The sequence below is a fragment of the Hydrogenophaga sp. IBVHS2 genome (genome assembly GCF_002127215.1).
Taxonomy (GTDB): domain Bacteria; phylum Pseudomonadota; class Gammaproteobacteria; order Burkholderiales; family Burkholderiaceae_C; genus Hydrogenophaga.
In genome coordinates, this window is the sequence record NZ_NFUT01000003.1 from 185,354 (window position 1) to 200,409 (window position 15,056).

13 protein-coding genes are annotated in these 15,056 nt (G+C 70.1%); all 13 read right to left on the reverse strand.

What is annotated here, in order from left to right:
* Positions 1 to 14: 14 nt before the first annotated feature.
* Genes CAP38_RS10130 through mraZ form a run of 13 tightly spaced genes read right to left on the reverse strand, consistent with a single transcriptional unit; the run spans position 15 to position 14,871 of the window.
* Entirely contained in the window at positions 15 to 848 is an 834-nt protein-coding gene (locus CAP38_RS10130; RefSeq protein ID WP_086121288.1) for a cell division protein FtsQ/DivIB, read from the reverse strand.
* A 19-nt stretch (positions 849 to 867) separates the two neighbouring features.
* Positions 868 to 1,806: a D-alanine--D-alanine ligase gene (locus tag CAP38_RS10135; RefSeq protein WP_086121289.1), complete on the reverse strand. Its 939-nt coding sequence runs from the start codon at positions 1,804 to 1,806 to the stop codon at positions 868 to 870.
* The gene (gene murC / locus CAP38_RS10140) at positions 1,803 to 3,200 is read right to left on the reverse strand and encodes a UDP-N-acetylmuramate--L-alanine ligase (protein ID WP_086121290.1); all 1,398 of its coding nucleotides are present in this window, start codon (positions 3,198 to 3,200) and stop codon (positions 1,803 to 1,805) included. Before murC ends, CAP38_RS10135 begins: the two co-directional genes overlap by 4 nt.
* On the reverse strand, positions 3,197 to 4,279 hold the full coding sequence (gene murG, locus CAP38_RS10145) for an undecaprenyldiphospho-muramoylpentapeptide beta-N-acetylglucosaminyltransferase (RefSeq protein ID WP_086121291.1): 1,083 nt from the start codon (positions 4,277 to 4,279) through the stop codon (positions 3,197 to 3,199). The genes murC and murG overlap by 4 nt, the downstream gene beginning before the upstream one ends.
* A complete protein-coding gene (ftsW, locus tag CAP38_RS10150) occupies positions 4,276 to 5,520 on the reverse strand; it encodes a putative lipid II flippase FtsW (RefSeq protein ID WP_256924422.1) in 1,245 nt (414 codons plus the stop codon). Before ftsW ends, murG begins: the two co-directional genes overlap by 4 nt.
* A 35-nt stretch (positions 5,521 to 5,555) precedes the next feature.
* On the reverse strand, positions 5,556 to 7,346 hold the full coding sequence (murD, locus tag CAP38_RS10155) for a UDP-N-acetylmuramoyl-L-alanine--D-glutamate ligase (protein WP_086121292.1): 1,791 nt from the start codon (positions 7,344 to 7,346) through the stop codon (positions 5,556 to 5,558).
* 5 nt (positions 7,347 to 7,351) lie between these two features.
* Complete coding sequence (gene mraY / locus CAP38_RS10160; protein ID WP_086121293.1) at positions 7,352 to 8,530, reverse strand: phospho-N-acetylmuramoyl-pentapeptide-transferase; 1,179 nt, start codon at positions 8,528 to 8,530, stop codon at positions 7,352 to 7,354.
* Complete coding sequence (murF, locus tag CAP38_RS10165) at positions 8,520 to 9,959, reverse strand: UDP-N-acetylmuramoyl-tripeptide--D-alanyl-D-alanine ligase (RefSeq protein WP_086121294.1); 1,440 nt, start codon at positions 9,957 to 9,959, stop codon at positions 8,520 to 8,522. Before murF ends, mraY begins: the two co-directional genes overlap by 11 nt.
* A complete protein-coding gene (locus CAP38_RS10170; protein WP_086121295.1) occupies positions 9,956 to 11,476 on the reverse strand; it encodes a UDP-N-acetylmuramoyl-L-alanyl-D-glutamate--2,6-diaminopimelate ligase in 1,521 nt (506 codons plus the stop codon). Before CAP38_RS10170 ends, murF begins: the two co-directional genes overlap by 4 nt.
* Positions 11,476 to 13,209, reverse strand: coding sequence for a penicillin-binding protein 2 (locus tag CAP38_RS10175; RefSeq protein ID WP_086121296.1), 1,734 nt, complete (start codon positions 13,207 to 13,209; stop codon positions 11,476 to 11,478). The genes CAP38_RS10170 and CAP38_RS10175 overlap by 1 nt, the downstream gene beginning before the upstream one ends.
* Complete coding sequence (gene ftsL, locus CAP38_RS10180) at positions 13,206 to 13,505, reverse strand: cell division protein FtsL (protein WP_086121297.1); 300 nt, start codon at positions 13,503 to 13,505, stop codon at positions 13,206 to 13,208. The genes CAP38_RS10175 and ftsL overlap by 4 nt, the downstream gene beginning before the upstream one ends.
* Complete coding sequence (rsmH, locus tag CAP38_RS10185; RefSeq protein WP_086121298.1) at positions 13,502 to 14,437, reverse strand: 16S rRNA (cytosine(1402)-N(4))-methyltransferase RsmH; 936 nt, start codon at positions 14,435 to 14,437, stop codon at positions 13,502 to 13,504. Before rsmH ends, ftsL begins: the two co-directional genes overlap by 4 nt.
* Before the next feature lie 8 nt (positions 14,438 to 14,445).
* Positions 14,446 to 14,871 carry a division/cell wall cluster transcriptional repressor MraZ gene (mraZ, locus tag CAP38_RS10190; RefSeq protein WP_086121299.1) on the reverse strand — a complete coding sequence of 142 codons (426 nt, stop codon included), beginning with the start codon at positions 14,869 to 14,871 and terminating at the stop codon, positions 14,446 to 14,448.
* Positions 14,872 to 15,056 lie beyond the last annotated feature (185 nt).

The window sequence follows — 15,056 nt, forward strand, 5'->3', positions numbered from 1 at the left end:
GTGGGTCTTCGGGTCTAGCGGGTGGTGGGTCGGGCAGCGGGACGGCGTGCAGGTGCAGGTGCAGTGCCCGGCCGCGGCGGGACCGGGGTGTCGGTGGTGGTCACGCCGCGCACGCGCAGCGCGTAGCCGTTGGGGTAGCGCAGGTCGACCGACTGCAGGGCGCCGGCGTACCGCTGTGTGAGCTGGTGCAGGGTGGCGGTGAAACGGTGCAGCCGCTGCAGCAGCTCGTCCGGCGTGCCCCGGCCCAGCTCCACCACAGCGCCGCTGTCCAGCCGCGCACGCCAGCTGCCCCGGTCGTTGAGCTCCAGCCGGTCCAGGTCCAGATCGAGCCGCTGCAGTTCGGGCTGCAGCAGGCGGAACACGGCCAGCACCTGGGCCGACTGTTCGGTGGGTCCGGCGAGCTCGGGCAGGCCGTCGCCGTCGTCCGGCGAGGCCTCGAACACTTCGCCCTGGCGGTTGACCAGACGGCCGGAGCCCGACTGGTCCCACCAGGCCACGGCCTGGTGCTCCTCCAGCGTGACCCGCAGGCGGTTGGGAAACTCGCGCTGCACCACGGCGCTGCGCACCCAGGGCACCTGCTCGAACAGCTCGCGCACCTGCTGCAGGTCCACCGTGAGGAAGTTGGAGGACACGCGCGACTTCATCTGGGTGGCCAGGTGCGCCCGGAAACCGACCGCGTTCTGGTGCTGCACGTCGCCCTGCACCTCGATGGCCTTGACCGTCCACACCGGGTGACGCAGCAGCCAGGTGCCCAGCGCACCCAGGCACATGAGCGCGAGCAGGCCCAGCATGAGCTGGGTGGCCAGGGCCATCAGCTTCACGTCCAGGGGCATGTCGGTGGTGCTCATGAGGTGGGCGGCTCGGGTGTCAGGCGTTGTCGCGCGCGGCGCTGGCCAGCAGCGTGAGGCACAGGTCTTCGTAGTCCAGACCGGTGGCACGGGCCGACATGGGCACCAGCGAATGGCCGGTCATGCCGGGCGAGGTGTTGATCTCCAGCAGGTACGGCTTTCGGGTGGCTGCGTCGATCATCACGTCGGCGCGGGCCCAGCCCCGGCAGTCCAGGGTGCGGTAGGCCTTGAGCACCAGCGCCTGGATGGCGGCCTCTTCACCCTCGGGCAGGCCGCATGGCACCAGGTATTTCGTGTCGTCGGTGAAGTACTTGTTCTGGTAGTCGTAGTTGCCGTCGGGCGCCACGATGCGGATCACCGGCAGGGCGCGGGCCTGATCGCCGGTGCCCAGCACCGGGCAGGTGACTTCGTCGCCGGCGATGAACTGTTCGCACATGACCATCGGGTCCTGGCCGGCGGCCAGGGCGTAGGCGGCGTCGCACTGCTCCAGCGTGGTGACCTTGGTCAGCCCGATGGTGGAGCCTTCGCGCACCGGCTTGACGATCATGGGCGAGCCCAGTGCGGCGAAGGCGGCACGGGTCTCCTCGGCGCTGCGCACCTGGCGCCAGGCCGGCGTGGGCAGACCCTCGGCCAGCCAGATGCGCTTGGTCATGAGCTTGTCCATGGCCACGGCCGAGGCCATCACGCCGGGGCCGGTGTACGGGATGCCCAGCAGCTCCAGCGCGCCCTGCACCGTGCCGTCCTCGCCGAAGCGGCCGTGCAGCGCGATGAAGCAGCGCGCAAAGCCTTCCCGCTTGAGCTCGCCCAGGTCGCGCTCGGACGGATCGAAGGCATGGGCGTCCACCCCCTTCGATTGCAGAGCCTTGAGCACCCCGGTGCCCGACATGAGCGAGACCTCGCGCTCGGCGGAGCGTCCGCCCATGAGCACGGCGACCTTGCCGAATTCCTTCACGTTCATTTCGCCAGCTCCATGATTTTTCCGGCCACGGCCCCGATGGATCCTGCGCCCATGCACAGCACCACGTCGCCATCGCGCGCGTTGTCCAGCACCGCCTGCGGCATGTCGCCGATGTCGTCCACGAACACCGGCTCCAGCTTGCCCGCCACGCGCAGCGCGCGGGTCAGCGAGCGACCGTCGGCCGCCACGATGGGCGCCTCGCCGGCGGCATACACCTCGGCCAGCAGCACGGCGTCGGCCTGGCCGATGACTTTCACGAAATCTTCAAAACAGTCGCGGGTGCGGCTGTAGCGGTGCGGCTGGAAGGCCAGCACCAGGCGGCGACCCGGGAAGGCCCCGCGCGCCGCGGCCAGGGTGGCCGCCATCTCCACCGGGTGGTGGCCGTAGTCGTCCACCACGGTGCAGTGGCCTCCGGTGGGCAGAGCCGCCTCGCCATAGCGCTGGAAGCGACGGCCCACGCCCTTGAAGCCGGCCAGGGCCCGCAGCACCGCGTCGTCCGGCACACCCAGCTCCACCGCGATGCCGATGGCGGCCAGCGCGTTGAGCACGTTGTGGCGGCCCGGCAGGTTGAGCGTCACGTCCAGGTCGGGCAGCTGCACGCCATTGCGGCGCTGCACGACAAATCGCATGCAGGGGCCGTCGGCCCGCACATCGAGCGCGCGCACCTGGGCGTCTTCGCTGAAGCCGTAGCTGGTGATGGGCCGGGCGATCTGGGGCAGGATCTCGCGGATGGCGGCGTCGTCCACGCACACCACGGCCGCGCCGTAGAAGGGCATGCGGTGCAGGAAGTCCACGAAGGCGCCCTTGAGGCGCCCGAAGTCGTGGCCATAGGTGTCCATGTGGTCGGCGTCGATGTTGGTCACCACCGAGATCACCGGCAACAGGTTGAGGAACGAGGCATCCGACTCGTCGGCCTCGACCACGATGTACTCGCCCGAACCGAGTGCGGCGTTGGCGCCGGCGCTGTTCAGCCGGCCACCGATCACGAAGGTGGGGTCCATGCCGGCTTCGGCCAGCACGCTGGCCACCAGGCTGGTGGTGGTGGTCTTGCCGTGGGTGCCGGCAATGGCCACGCCCTTCTTCATGCGCATGAGTTCGGCCAGCATGACCGCGCGTGGCACCACCGGGATGAGCCTGGCGTGGGCAGCCACCACCTCGGGGTTGTCGGCCTTGACCGCGGTGGAGGTGACGATGGCATCGGCCCCCTCGATGTTGGCGGCATCGTGGCCGATCTGCACCACGGCACCGAGCGACTGCAGGCGGCGCGTGGTGGCGCTCTCGCCCAGGTCGCTGCCGGAGATGCGGAAGCCCTGGTTGAGCAGCACCTCGGCGATGCCGCTCATGCCGGCGCCCCCGATGCCCACGAAATGGATGTGACGGATGGCGTGTTTCATGCGCTGGGGACTTTCGCGAGGTCGGAGCAGGCGGCCACCACCGCATCCACCGCACCGGGCTTGCACTGGGCACGGGCGCGTTCTGCCATGGCCTGCAGCTGCTGGCGGTTGACGCTCTGCAGCAGGTGCGCGAGCTTGTGCGGGGTCAGGCCGGCCTGGGGTTCGAGCCAGGCAGCGCCGGCATCGACCAGGAAGCGGGCGTTGGTGGTCTGGTGGTCGTCCACCGCCGCCGGGAAGGGCACGAACACCGCCGCAGCGCCCACCGCCGCCAGTTCGGTGACGGTGCTGGCACCGGCCCGCGCAACCACCAGATCGGCCTGGGCGTAGGCGCTGGCGGTGTCGTCGATGAAAGGGGTGAGGTCGGCCTGCACGCCGGCCTCGGCATAGGCGGCGCGCAGGGCCTCGATCTGTTTCTCGCCACTCTGGTGCAGCACCTGCGGGCGCTCCTGCTGCGGCAGCAGGGCCAGGGCCTGGGGCACGATGCGGTTGAGCGCCTGGGCCCCCAGGCTGCCTCCGACCACCAGCAGGCGCAGCGGACCGCTGCGGCCCTGAAAGCGTTCGGCCGGCGGTGGCTGCTGCAGGAAGGCCGCGCGCAGCGGGTTGCCGACCCAGGTGGCTCTGGCCATTGCGTTCGGGAAGGCGGTGAACACCCGGTCGGCCACGCCGGCCAGCACCTTGTTGGCCATGCCGGCCACCGAGTTCTGCTCGTGCAGCACCAGGGGGCGGCCCAGCAGCACGCCCATCATGCCGCCGGGAAAGGTGATGTAGCCGCCCAGGCCCACCAGCACGTCCGGCTGCACCCGACGCACCACCTGGATGCTCTGCCAGAAGGCGCGCAGCAGGCGCAGCGGCAGCAGGGCCAGCGTGAGCGCACCCTTGCCGCGCACGCCACCGAAGTCGATGGTCTCCAGCGCAAAGCCGCGCGGCGGCACCAGCCGGCTTTCCATGCTGCCGGGGGCGCCCAGCCAGTGCACGCGCCAGCCGCGCTCCCGCAGGGCTTCGGCCACGGCCAGACCCGGGAAGATGTGGCCGCCGGTACCACCGGCCATGATCAGTGCACAGGGTTGTTGCCGGCTCATGCCCGTGCCCCCCGCATCAGCTGGCGGTTTTCGTAGTCGACCCGCAGCACGATGGCCAGGGCCACCATGTTGAGCAGGATGGCCGAGCCGCCGTAGCTCATGAACGGCAGCGTCAGGCCCTTGGTCGGCAGGGCGCCCAGGTTCACGCCGATGTTGATGAACGCCTGGAAGCCGAACCACAGGCCCACGCCCTGCGCCACCAGACCGGCAAACACCTGGTCCAGCGCAATGGCCTGACGGCCGATGTGCATGATGCGGCGGGTCAGCCACAGGAACAGGCCGATGACCACGAGCAGGCCCGCCAGGCCGAATTCCTCGCCGATGACGGCCAGCAGGAAATCGGTGTGGGCCTCGGGCAGCCAGTGCAGTTTTTCCACGCTGCCGCCCAGCCCCACGCCGAACAGCTCGCCGCGCCCGATGGCGATCAGCGCATGCGAGAGCTGGTAGCCCTTGCCCAGCGCATGCTCCTCGCTCCAGGGGTCGAGGTAGGCAAAGATGCGCTCGCGGCGCCAGTCGCTGAGCATGATCATGATGGCGAAGGCCGCCACCGCCAGCAGCGCGATCAGGAAGAACATGCGGGCGTTCACGCCGCCCAGGAACAGGATGCCCATGGCGATCACCACGATCACCATGAAGGCGCCCATGTCGGGCTCGGCCAGCAGCAGCATGCCCACCACCAGCACCGCCACGCCCATGGGGGCCACCGCCTTGAAGAAGCGCTCCTTCACGTCCATCTTGCGCACCATGTAGTCGGCCGCATACAGCAGCACCGCCAGCTTGGCGAGTTCGGACGGCTGGAAGTTCATCACGCCCAGCGAGATCCAGCGCCGCGCGCCGTTGACGCCCTTGCCGATGAAGGGAATGAGCACCAGCACCAGCAGCACCAGGGCGAGTGCAAAGAGCCAGGGCGCCATGCGCTCCCAGGCCCGCAGCGGGAACTGGAACGCCACCAGGGCCGCCATCAGGCCCACGGCCATGGAGAAGGCGTGGCGGATCACGAAATGGGTCTGCGCGTAGTTGCCGAAGCGCGGGTTGTCGGGCAGGGCGATCGAGGCCGAATAGACCATCACCAGGCCCCAGGCCAGCAAGGCCACGGCCACCCACATCAGCGGCTGGTCGAAACCGAGCTCGCGCACCGCGCCGTCACGGGTGCCGGCATAGCTGCGGCTGGACAGCCGCACCGGCAGGCCGTCGCCACCGGCGCCACCCAGCAGGGCGCGCAGGCGTTGCCACAGTGGCACCGGTGCCGTGGTGGCAGCTGCGGTGGAACGGCGGCTCACAGCGCTCCCTCCAGGCTCTGACCGCTCTCGGCGGCCAGCGCTGCCACCGCATCCACGAACACGCGGGCACGGTGGACATAGTTGTCGAACATGTCCAGGCTGGCGCAGGCGGGCGACATGAGCACCGCATCGCCGGCCTGGGCCAGACCGGCACAGGCGCGCACCGCCTCGGGCAGGCCGGTGGCGTCGTGCAGCGGCACGCCGCGGTCGGCGAGCTCGGGGCCGATGGCGGCCCGGATGGCGGGGGCGTCGCGCCCGATCAGCACCACGGCACGGGCGTGGCGGACCAGCGGGGCGGCCAGCGGGACGAAGTCCTGCCCCTTGCCGTCGCCGCCCAGGATGACGACCAGGCGCCGATCGGCGCCCAGGCCGGTGACGGCCGCCAGCGTGGCGCCCACATTGGTGCCCTTGCTGTCGTCGAAGTACTCCACCTCGCCGACGATGCCCACCGGCTCGACCCGGTGCGGCTCGCCCCGGTACTCGCGCAGGCCATGCAGCATGGGGGCCAGCGCGGCACCGGTGGAGGTGGCCAGGGCGAGTGCGGCCAGGGCATTGGCGGCGTTGTGCCGGCCCCGGATGCGCAGCGCATCCACCGGCATCAGGCGCTGCAGGTAGACCTCGTCCTCGCCGGGGGCCTGTCGGCCCCGGGCGCGGGTTTCGTCCAGCGCCACCGCACGCACCAGCCAGGCCATGCCGTTGACGGTTTCCACGCCCCAGTCGCCGGGGCGGGTGGGCGCATCCAGACCGAAGCTGCTCCAGGGCCGGGCCGGCACCTGGCGGTTGCGGTTGGACACCTTGACCGTGACCAGCGGGGGCTGGAAGCCCATGACGGTCGGGTCGTCGCGGTTGAGCACCATCAGGGCGGCACTGCCGTGGATCGCCCGCTTGGCCTGGGCGTAGGCGGCCATGCTGCCGTGCCAGTCGAGGTGGTCTTCGGTGATGTTGAGCACCGTGGCCGCCGTGGGCACGCTGTCCCAGGCACCGCCGGCGGTGCCGTCGAGCTGGAAGCTGGAGAGCTCCAGCACCCACACGGTGGGCAGGTGCGGTGGCGGCAGGTACAGGGGGGCCGCCGGGGGCGCCGGTTCATCGGTGTCGGCGGGCGGCGGCAGGGGCTCGTCGTCGATCGGGTCGGCGTCGGCGTCGATGCCGGCTTCGGGATCAATGACCGCAGCGGCTGCCTCGGCCGGTGGTTCGGTGACGTCCTGCGCGGCCGGCGCCGGTTCGGCCTGCGCGGCCTCCTCGGCCTGCCGCTGCGCGTCGGCGGCGCAGGCCACCGATTCGGCGTCCAGCGCATCGGCCAGCACGTCGAGCAGTGCCGGGCCGATGTTCCCGGCCACGGCCACGCGCTGGCCGGCGCGCTGCAGCAGCAGGCCGGTGAGCGAGGTGACGGTGGTCTTGCCGTTGGTGCCGGTGATGGCCAGCACCTGCGGGCGGTAGGGCTGTTCCTCGCGCCGACCCAGCGCCTGCAGGGCCTGGGCAAAGAGGTCGAGTTCGCCGAGCAGCGGCACGCCGTGGGTGGCGGTCCACTCGCGGGCGACGGCCAGGCTGTCGGGCGACAGGCCCGGGCTGCGGGCCACCAGGGTCCAGGCCTCGCGCTGCATCAGCGTGCCGTCCAGCGGGCCGGCCACGAAGCCGGCCTGCGGGCACCGCTCGCGCAGGGCCTGCAGCTGTGGCGGTGCCGGGCGGGTGTCGGCCACCGTCACGCGGGCACCCTGGCGCGTGCACCAGCGGGCCATGGCCAGGCCCGAGATGCCGAGTCCGAGGATGAGGACGTTCTGGTCGTGCATCGTGCTCAGCGCAGCTTGAGGGTGGACAGACCGACCAGGCACAGCAGCATGGTGATGATCCAGAAGCGGACCACGACCTGGGTCTCCTTCCAGCCGGTCTTCTCGAAGTGGTGGTGCAGCGGCGCCATCTGGAACAGGCGGCGCCCGGTGCCATAGCGCTTGCGGGTGTACTTGAACCAGGTCACCTGCAGCATGACCGACAGGGCTTCGACCACGAAGATGCCGCCCATGATGGCCAGCACGATTTCCTGCCGCACGATGACGGCGATGGTGCCCAGGGCGCCGCCCAGAGCGAGGGCGCCCACGTCGCCCATGAACACCTGGGCCGGATGGGTGTTGAACCACAGGAAGGCCAGACCGGCACCGGCCATCGCGCCGCAGAAGATCAGCAGCTCGCCCGCGCCGGGAATGTGCGGCAGCAGCAGGTAGGGGGCAAACACGGCGTTGCCGGTGACATAGGCGAACACGCCCAGCGCCGAGCCCACCATCACCACCGGCATGATGGCCAGCCCGTCCAGGCCGTCGGTGAGGTTGACCGCGTTGCTCGACCCCACGATGACCAGGTAGGTCATGATGACGAAGCCGGTCACACCCAGCGGGTAGCTGATCTCCTTGAAGAACGGCACCAGCAGGCCGGACTGCGGCGGCAGGTCGACGGTGAAGCCCGAACTCACCCAGGCCACGAACAGTTCCAGCACCCGGGTGTTGCTGGTCTCGGACACGGCGAACACCAGGTAGAAGGCGGCCACCAGGCCGATGACCGACTGCCAGAAGTACTTCTCGCGCGAGCGCATGCCCTCCGGGTCCTTGTGGACCACCTTGCGCCAGTCGTCCACCCAGCCGATGGCACCGAAGCCCAGGGTCACGATCAGCACGATCCACACGAAGCGGTTGCTCCAGTTGAACCACAGCAGCGTGGACAGGGCAATGGCGAACAGGATGAGCACGCCCCCCATGGTGGGCGTGCCGCCCTTGCTCAGGTGGGTCTGCATGGCGTACTCGCGGATCGGCTGACCGATCTTGAGGGCCGCCAGGCGCCGGATGAAATACGGCCCGGCCGCCAGTCCCACCAGCAGTGCCGTCATGGAAGCCATGACCGCCCGGAAGGTGAGGTACTGGAACACCCGCAGGAAGCTCAGGTCGGGATGGAGGCCTTGCAGCCACTGGGCCAGGCTAGGCAGCATGAGAGGAGTCCTTCGATGGGGATGAGGCAGGGTCCAGCGCGGCGATGGCCTGCACCACGCGCTCCATGCGCATGAAGCGCGAGCCCTTGACCAGGATGCTGCGCACCGGATGCTCGGTGCTGGTGACCATGCCGGCCATGGCGGTGGCCAGCTCGGCCACATCGGTCCAGTGGCGGGGAGCGGGCTCGCCGCCTGCCCCCAGCGCCAGGGCGGCGTTGGCCATGTGGCTGCCGGCCACGTGCACCGAACGCAGGCCGCGGGCGCTGGCATGGCGCAGCACCTCGAGGTGGAAGGCCAGACCCTGGTCACCCACCTCGCCCATGTCGCCCAGCACCAGCAGGTGCGGTCCGGGCAGTTCGGCCAGCACCTCGATGGCGGCGCGCACCGAGTCGGGGTTGGCGTTGTAGGTGTCGTCGACCAGGGTGACGGCACGGCCGCCGACGGTCAGGCCCAGGGTGCGCGAACGGCCACCCACCGGCTCGAAGGTCTGCAGACCCTGCACCACCGCCGGCAGCCCGACCCCGGCCGCCAGGGCACAGGCCGCGGCAGCCAGGGCGTTGCGCACGTTGTGGCGCCCGGCAATCGCCAGCCGCACGCCGGCATCGCCGGCCGGGGTGTGCAGGTGCACGAACCAGCCCTGCCCCTCCCAGCGGGCAGCGAGTGCATGCACATCGGCCCGGGTGTCGGTGTCGCTGAAGGTCAGGGTGGGCAGGCTGCCGGCCATGTTCTGCCACAGCGGGGTGTACTCGTCGTCGCTGGGGAAGACCGCGGTGCCGTCCAGTCCCAGGGCCCGGATGACCTGGCCGTTCTCGCGCGCCACGGCTTCCACCGTGGCCATGAACTCCTGGTGTTCGCGCTGGGCGTTGTTGACCAGGGCCACGGTGGGTGCCGCCATGCAGGCCAGACGCTCGATCTCGCCCGGGTGGTTCATGCCGAGCTCCACCACCGAGAGGCGGTGGTGGGCGCGCAGGCGCAGCAGGGTCAGGGGCACGCCGATGTCGTTGTTGAAGTTGCCCTGGGTGGCGTGCGCCTGGCTGCCGTCGCCGCCCACGGCGGCACGCAGGATGCTGGCCACCATCTGGGTGACCGTGGTCTTGCCGTTGCTGCCGGTCACGGCCACCAGCGGCATGGCGAACTGGCTGCGCCAGCGGGCGGCCAGCTCCATCAGGGCGGCGCGGCTGTCCGGCACCTCGACACCGGGCAGACCGGCCCCGGCCAGCCCGCGCTCGGCCAGGGCCGCCACGGCACCGACGGAACGCGCCTGGGCCAGGAAGTCGTGGGCGTCGAAGCGTTCGCCGCGCAGGGCCACGAACAGGTCGCCGGGCTGCAGGCTGCGGGTGTCGGTGTGCACGCGCAGCACGGGCTGGTCCATGCGGCCCACGGCACGGGCGCCGCTGAGCAGGGGCAGGAGTTCGGCCAGCGACTTCATGCGCTCACCCCTCGGGCCGCCAGGGCCTGTGCGGCCTGCTGCAGATCGGAGAACGGGTGCTTGACGCCCCGGATGTCCTGGTAGTCCTCGTGGCCCTTGCCGGCGATCAGCACCACGTCCGCAGGGGCGGCGGTCTGCATCGCATGGGCAATGGCCTCGGCCCGGTTCTCGATCACGGCCACGGTACGGCCGTCCGGCACGCCGGCCTGCATCTGGCGCAGGATGGCGGCGGGTTCCTCGCTGCGCGGGTTGTCGCTGGTCAGCACCACGTGGCGCGCCTGCTGGCAGGCAGCAGCGGCCATGAGCGGCCGCTTGGTGGCGTCGCGGTCGCCGCCGCAACCCACCAGCACCCACAGCTCGCCGCCCCGGTGTGCGGCCAGCGGCTGCACTGCCTGCAGGGCTTTCTCGAGCGCATCGGGCGTGTGGGCGTAGTCCACCAGCACCAGGGGGTCGCCGGCCCGGCCCGGGGCCTGCTCCATGCGCCCCGGCACGGCGCTCAGGCGGCTGCAGGCCGCCACCGCCTGGGTCAGCGGAACGTCGAGCGCACGGGCAGCGGCCAGCACGCCCAGCAGGTTGTGCACGTTGTAGTGGCCCACCACCGGCAGCGCCACCCGCAGGGCCGGGCTGTCGCTGCCCTGCGGTTGTTGCTCGATCACGTCGAAGGCCAGCCCGCTGCGGGTGAGCTGCACCTGCTCGGCGCGCAGGCGGGCGGGTGCGTCGACGGCCACGGTCCACAGCTCGGGCGCGGCCGGGTCGGCCTGGGCCCGCTGCGCCAGTTGCGTGGCCAGTGCGGCGCCGCGCGGATCATCGAGGTTGACCACGGCGGCCTGCAGGCCCGGCCAGTCGAACAGGCGCGCCTTGGCCGCCCAGTAGGCGTCCATGGATCCGTGGAAGTCGAGGTGGTCGCGGGTGAAGTTGGTGAATACCGCCACGCTGATGCGGGCTGCGTCCAGCCGGGCCTCGGCCAGGCCGATGGACGAGGCCTCGATGGCGCAGGCCTGCAGTCCCTCGTCCACGAAGGCCCGCAGGCTGCGCTGCAGCTGCACCGGGTCGGGGGTGGTCAGGCCGGTGGGCACCACGCTGCGACCCGGGCGTCCGATGCCCAGGGTGCCGACCAGTCCGCAGGGGCGGTCGCAGGCATCGAGCAGCTGCGCCATCCACCAGGCGCTCGAGGTCTTGCCGTTGGTGCCGGTGAAGGCCACCATGTCGAGCTGCTGCGAGGGGTGGCCGTAGAAGGCGGCGGCAATGGCACCGGCCTGGGCCTTGAGCCCGGGCACGGCCAGCACGCGGCCGTCGTTGAGACCGAAGGCCTCCAGACCCTCGCGCTCGACCACTGCAGCAGCCGCACCGGCCGCCAGGGCGCCGGCCACGAAGCGGCGGCCATCGGTGGCGGCGCCGGGCCAGGCCACGAAGCCGTCACCGGGCTGCAGCTGGCGGCTGTCGCAACGCAGCGCACCGGTCACGGTGGCATGCAGCCAGCGGGCCACGGCATCGGGCTGGGGCAGCGTCTGGACCATCAGAACGACTCCTCCACCACCTCGGTGACGATCTGCGGCTTCACGCTCATGTCGGGCTGAACACCCAGGATGCGCAGCGTCTGCTGGACCGTCTCGGAAAACACCGGGGCGGCCACGAGGCCGCCGTAGAACTGACCGTTGTTCGGCTCGTCGACCATCACGGCCACCACGATGCGGGGCTTCTCCACCGGGGCCAGTCCGACGAACCAGGCGCGGTACTTCTTGTCGGCATAGCCCTTGCCCTCCTGCTTGCGGGCGGTGCCGGTCTTGCCGCCGACCGAGTAGCCGATGGTCTGGGCCTTGACCGCCGTGCCGCCGGCGCTGGTGGCCATGGCCAGCATGTGGCGCACCGCCTGGGCGTTCTTCTCGCTGAAGACGCGCACGCCGGTGGCGGGTTCGTCGGTCTTGAGCAGGGTCACCGGCACCAGTTCGCCGTCGCGGGCGAACACGGTGTAGGACTGGGCCAGCTGGAACAGCGAGGCCGAGAGACCGTAGCCGTAGCTCATGGTGGCCTGCTCGATCGGGCGCCAGGTCTTGTAGGGCCGCAGCCGGCCAGAGACGGCACCGGGGAACGGCACCTGCGGCTTCTGACCGAAGCCGGCCTGGGCGTAGGTCTCCCACATCTCGCGCGGGCTCATCTGCATGGCCATCTTGACCGTGCCGACGTTGCTCGACTTCTGGATCACCTCGTTGACGGTGAGCACATTGTTCGGGTGGCTGTCGCTGATGGTGGAGCCGCCAATGGTGATGCGGCCCGGTGCCGTGTTGATGGGGGTGTCGGGACGGACCAGACCCTTCTCCAGCGCCAGCGCGGCAATGAAGGGCTTCATGATGGAGCCGGGCTCGAAGCTGTCGGTCAGCACCCGGTTGCGCAGCTGCTCGCCGGTGAGGTTGCGGCGGCGGTTGGGGTTGTAGCTGGGGTAGTTGGCCAGGGCCAGCACCTCGCCGGTGATGGTGTCGATGACCACCACGCTGCCGGCCTTGGCCTTGTGCGCCTGCACCGCGTCCTTGAGCTTCTGGTACGCGAAGAACTGCACCTTGCTGTCGATGGACAGCTGCAGGTCGCGGCCGTCCACCGGCGGCACCACGTCGCGCACGTCCTCCACCACCCGGCCCAGCCGGTCCTTGATGACCCGGCGCGAACCGTTGCGGCCGGAGAGCTGCTCGTTGAAGGTCAGCTCCACGCCTTCCTGGCCGCGGTCTTCCACGTTGGTGAAGCCCACCACATGGGCTGCGGCCTCGCCTTCGGGGTATTCGCGCTTGTACTCGCGGCGCTGGTAGATGCCCTTGATCTCGAGGGCAGCGATCTGCCGGGCTACCGGCTCGTCCACCTGGCGCTGCACCCACACGAAGGTCTTGTCCTCGTTGGCCAGCTTGCGGCGCAGCTCGGGCAGCGGCATGTCCAGCAGACGCGCCAGCTTGGCCAGCTTGGGGTCGTTCTTGTCGACGTCTTCCGGAATGGCCCAGATGCTCTGCGCCACCACGCTGGAGGCCAGGATCAGGCCGTTGCGGTCGAGCACCTTGCCCCGGTTGGCCGGCAGCTCCAGCGTGCGGGCGAACCGCACCTCGCCCTGGCGCTGGAAGAACTCGTTGCCGAACACCTGCACATAGGCCGCGCGCCCAGCCAGCCCGGCAAAGGCCAGCGCCAGACAGGCCACGATGAACTTGCTGCGCCACACGGGCGTCTTGCTGGCCAGCAGCGGGCTGGAGGTGTAGTTGATGCTGCGGCTCATCGCGCGGCCTCCGTCGCAGGAGCGGGCGCGGAGGCCGGCATCACCACGTACTCGGTGATGCCCGGCGTGACCGGGCGCATGTCGAGCTGGCGCGTGGCGAGCTGCTGCACGCGCGATGGCGTGGCCTGGGCGCGTTTCTGCACCTGCAGCTGCTCGTGCTCGGATTCGAGCTTGCGCGCCTGGGCCTGGGCGCGGTCGATGGCGGTGTAGAGCCGGCGCGACTCGTACTGGGTGTGCACCAGGTAGAAGGCGCTGGCCAGCACGGCCAGCAGCAGGACGAGGTTGAGGCGGATCATGCGACCCCCTCCGCCGGCACGGCGGTGCGCGTGGCCACCCGCATGACGGCACTGCGCGAGCGCGGATTGCCCGCCACCTCGGCCGCCGACGGCATGACGCGTTGCGCATCGGCCAGCCGCATGGGCTGCGGTGCGGCGAACGGGGCACGGCGGTCGTACACGGCGCGCGAGTGCGATGCCATGAACTGCTTGACGATGCGGTCTTCCAGCGAATGGAAGCTGATGACCACCAGACGCCCCCCGGCCCTGAGCACCGACAGGCTGGCCGTCAGCGCTTGTTGCAGCTCTTCAAGCTCGGCGTTGATGAAAATCCGAAAAGCCTGAAATGTGCGCGTTGCAGGGTCCTTGCCCGGCTCGCGGGTTTTGACCGCGCCAGCCACGACTTCGGCCAGCTCGGCGGTGGTTCGAAAAGGGCCCCGTTCCTGTCGGCGACGATCAATCGCCTTTGCAATCGGTTGAGCAAACCGTTCTTCGCCGTATTCACGGATGACCTCCGACAGGGTTGAAACATCGGCCGTTTCCAGCCACTGGGCCACGCTCTGTCCGCGCGTGGTGTCCATGCGCATGTCCAGCGGGCCGTCGTTGCGAAAAGAAAAACCCCGTTCGGGGTCGTCGATCTGAGGGGAGCTGACACCCAGGTCCATCAGCACGCCGTCGGCCGTGGCATCCCCGAGCTGACCCAGGTGACGGAAACCCTCGTGGCGCACGGACAGCCGTGCATCGGTGCGGGCCATCGCCTGGGCCACCTCGATGGCCTGGGGGTCCTTGTCGAACACGGTGAGCCGACCGGCCGGCGACAGCTGCTCCAGGATGAGGCGGCTGTGCCCGCCCCGGCCGAAGGTGGCGTCCACATAGTGGCCGTCCGGCTGGATGGAGAGGGCCTGCACCGCTTCCTGCAGCAGGACGGTCTGGTGGGTCCAAGTGCCTTGCACCGCCGTCCTCAGAACGAGAAGTCCTTGAACACGTCGGGCATCTCGCCCTTCATGGCCTCGGCTTCCTGGGCTGCATAGGCCTGGGCATCCCAGAGCTCGAAGTAGGCCCCCATGCCCAGCAGCACGGCGTCCTTCTCGATGCCGGCCGCAGCACGCAGCTCGGGCGAGACCAGCACGCGGCCGGAGGCGTCCATGTCCACGTCCATGGCGTTGCCCAGGAAGATGCGCTTCCACCACTGGGCCTGCATGGGCAGGGCGGCGATGCGGGTGCGGAAGTCTTCCCAGGCGCTGCGCGGAAAGACCATGAGGCAGCCGTGCGGGTGCTTGGTGATGGTGAGCTGTCCGCCAGCCGCGCCCAGGGCGTCACGGTGCCGGGTCGGCACGGACAGCCGCCCCTTGGCATCGAGACTCAGCGAGGAAGCACCCTGGAACACGTTGTTCAGCCCTTGAAAGACACTTTTCACCACTTAATTGCACTTTTTTCCACTGTAGCAGGAAAAGCCGGGTGCGCAACGGGGCCTCTACACTTTTTTTCAATGAAATCAACCACTTAGCGCGGTTTTGCAAGACTCCTGAAGCCAAAAAACACATCAAAAGCAAGCACTTACAAAAGCCACTG

Bases quoted from the DNA above. Each gene is read 5' to 3' on its own strand.
- CAP38_RS10130 (WP_086121288.1), bottom strand. From the start codon at position 848: ATGAGCACCACCGACATGCCCCTGGACGTGAAGCTGATGGCCCTGGCC.
- CAP38_RS10135 (WP_086121289.1), bottom strand. From the start codon at position 1,806: ATGAACGTGAAGGAATTCGGCAAGGTCGCCGTGCTCATGGGCGGACGC.
- murC (WP_086121290.1), bottom strand. From the start codon at position 3,200: ATGAAACACGCCATCCGTCACATCCATTTCGTGGGCATCGGGGGCGCC.
- murG (WP_086121291.1), bottom strand. From the start codon at position 4,279: ATGAGCCGGCAACAACCCTGTGCACTGATCATGGCCGGTGGTACCGGC.
- murD (WP_086121292.1), bottom strand. From the start codon at position 7,346: ATGCACGACCAGAACGTCCTCATCCTCGGACTCGGCATCTCGGGCCTG.
- mraY (WP_086121293.1), bottom strand. From the start codon at position 8,530: ATGCTGCCTAGCCTGGCCCAGTGGCTGCAAGGCCTCCATCCCGACCTG.
- murF (WP_086121294.1), bottom strand. From the start codon at position 9,959: ATGAAGTCGCTGGCCGAACTCCTGCCCCTGCTCAGCGGCGCCCGTGCC.
- CAP38_RS10170 (WP_086121295.1), bottom strand. From the start codon at position 11,476: ATGGTCCAGACGCTGCCCCAGCCCGATGCCGTGGCCCGCTGGCTGCAT.
- CAP38_RS10175 (WP_086121296.1), bottom strand. From the start codon at position 13,209: ATGAGCCGCAGCATCAACTACACCTCCAGCCCGCTGCTGGCCAGCAAG.
- ftsL (WP_086121297.1), bottom strand. From the start codon at position 13,505: ATGATCCGCCTCAACCTCGTCCTGCTGCTGGCCGTGCTGGCCAGCGCC.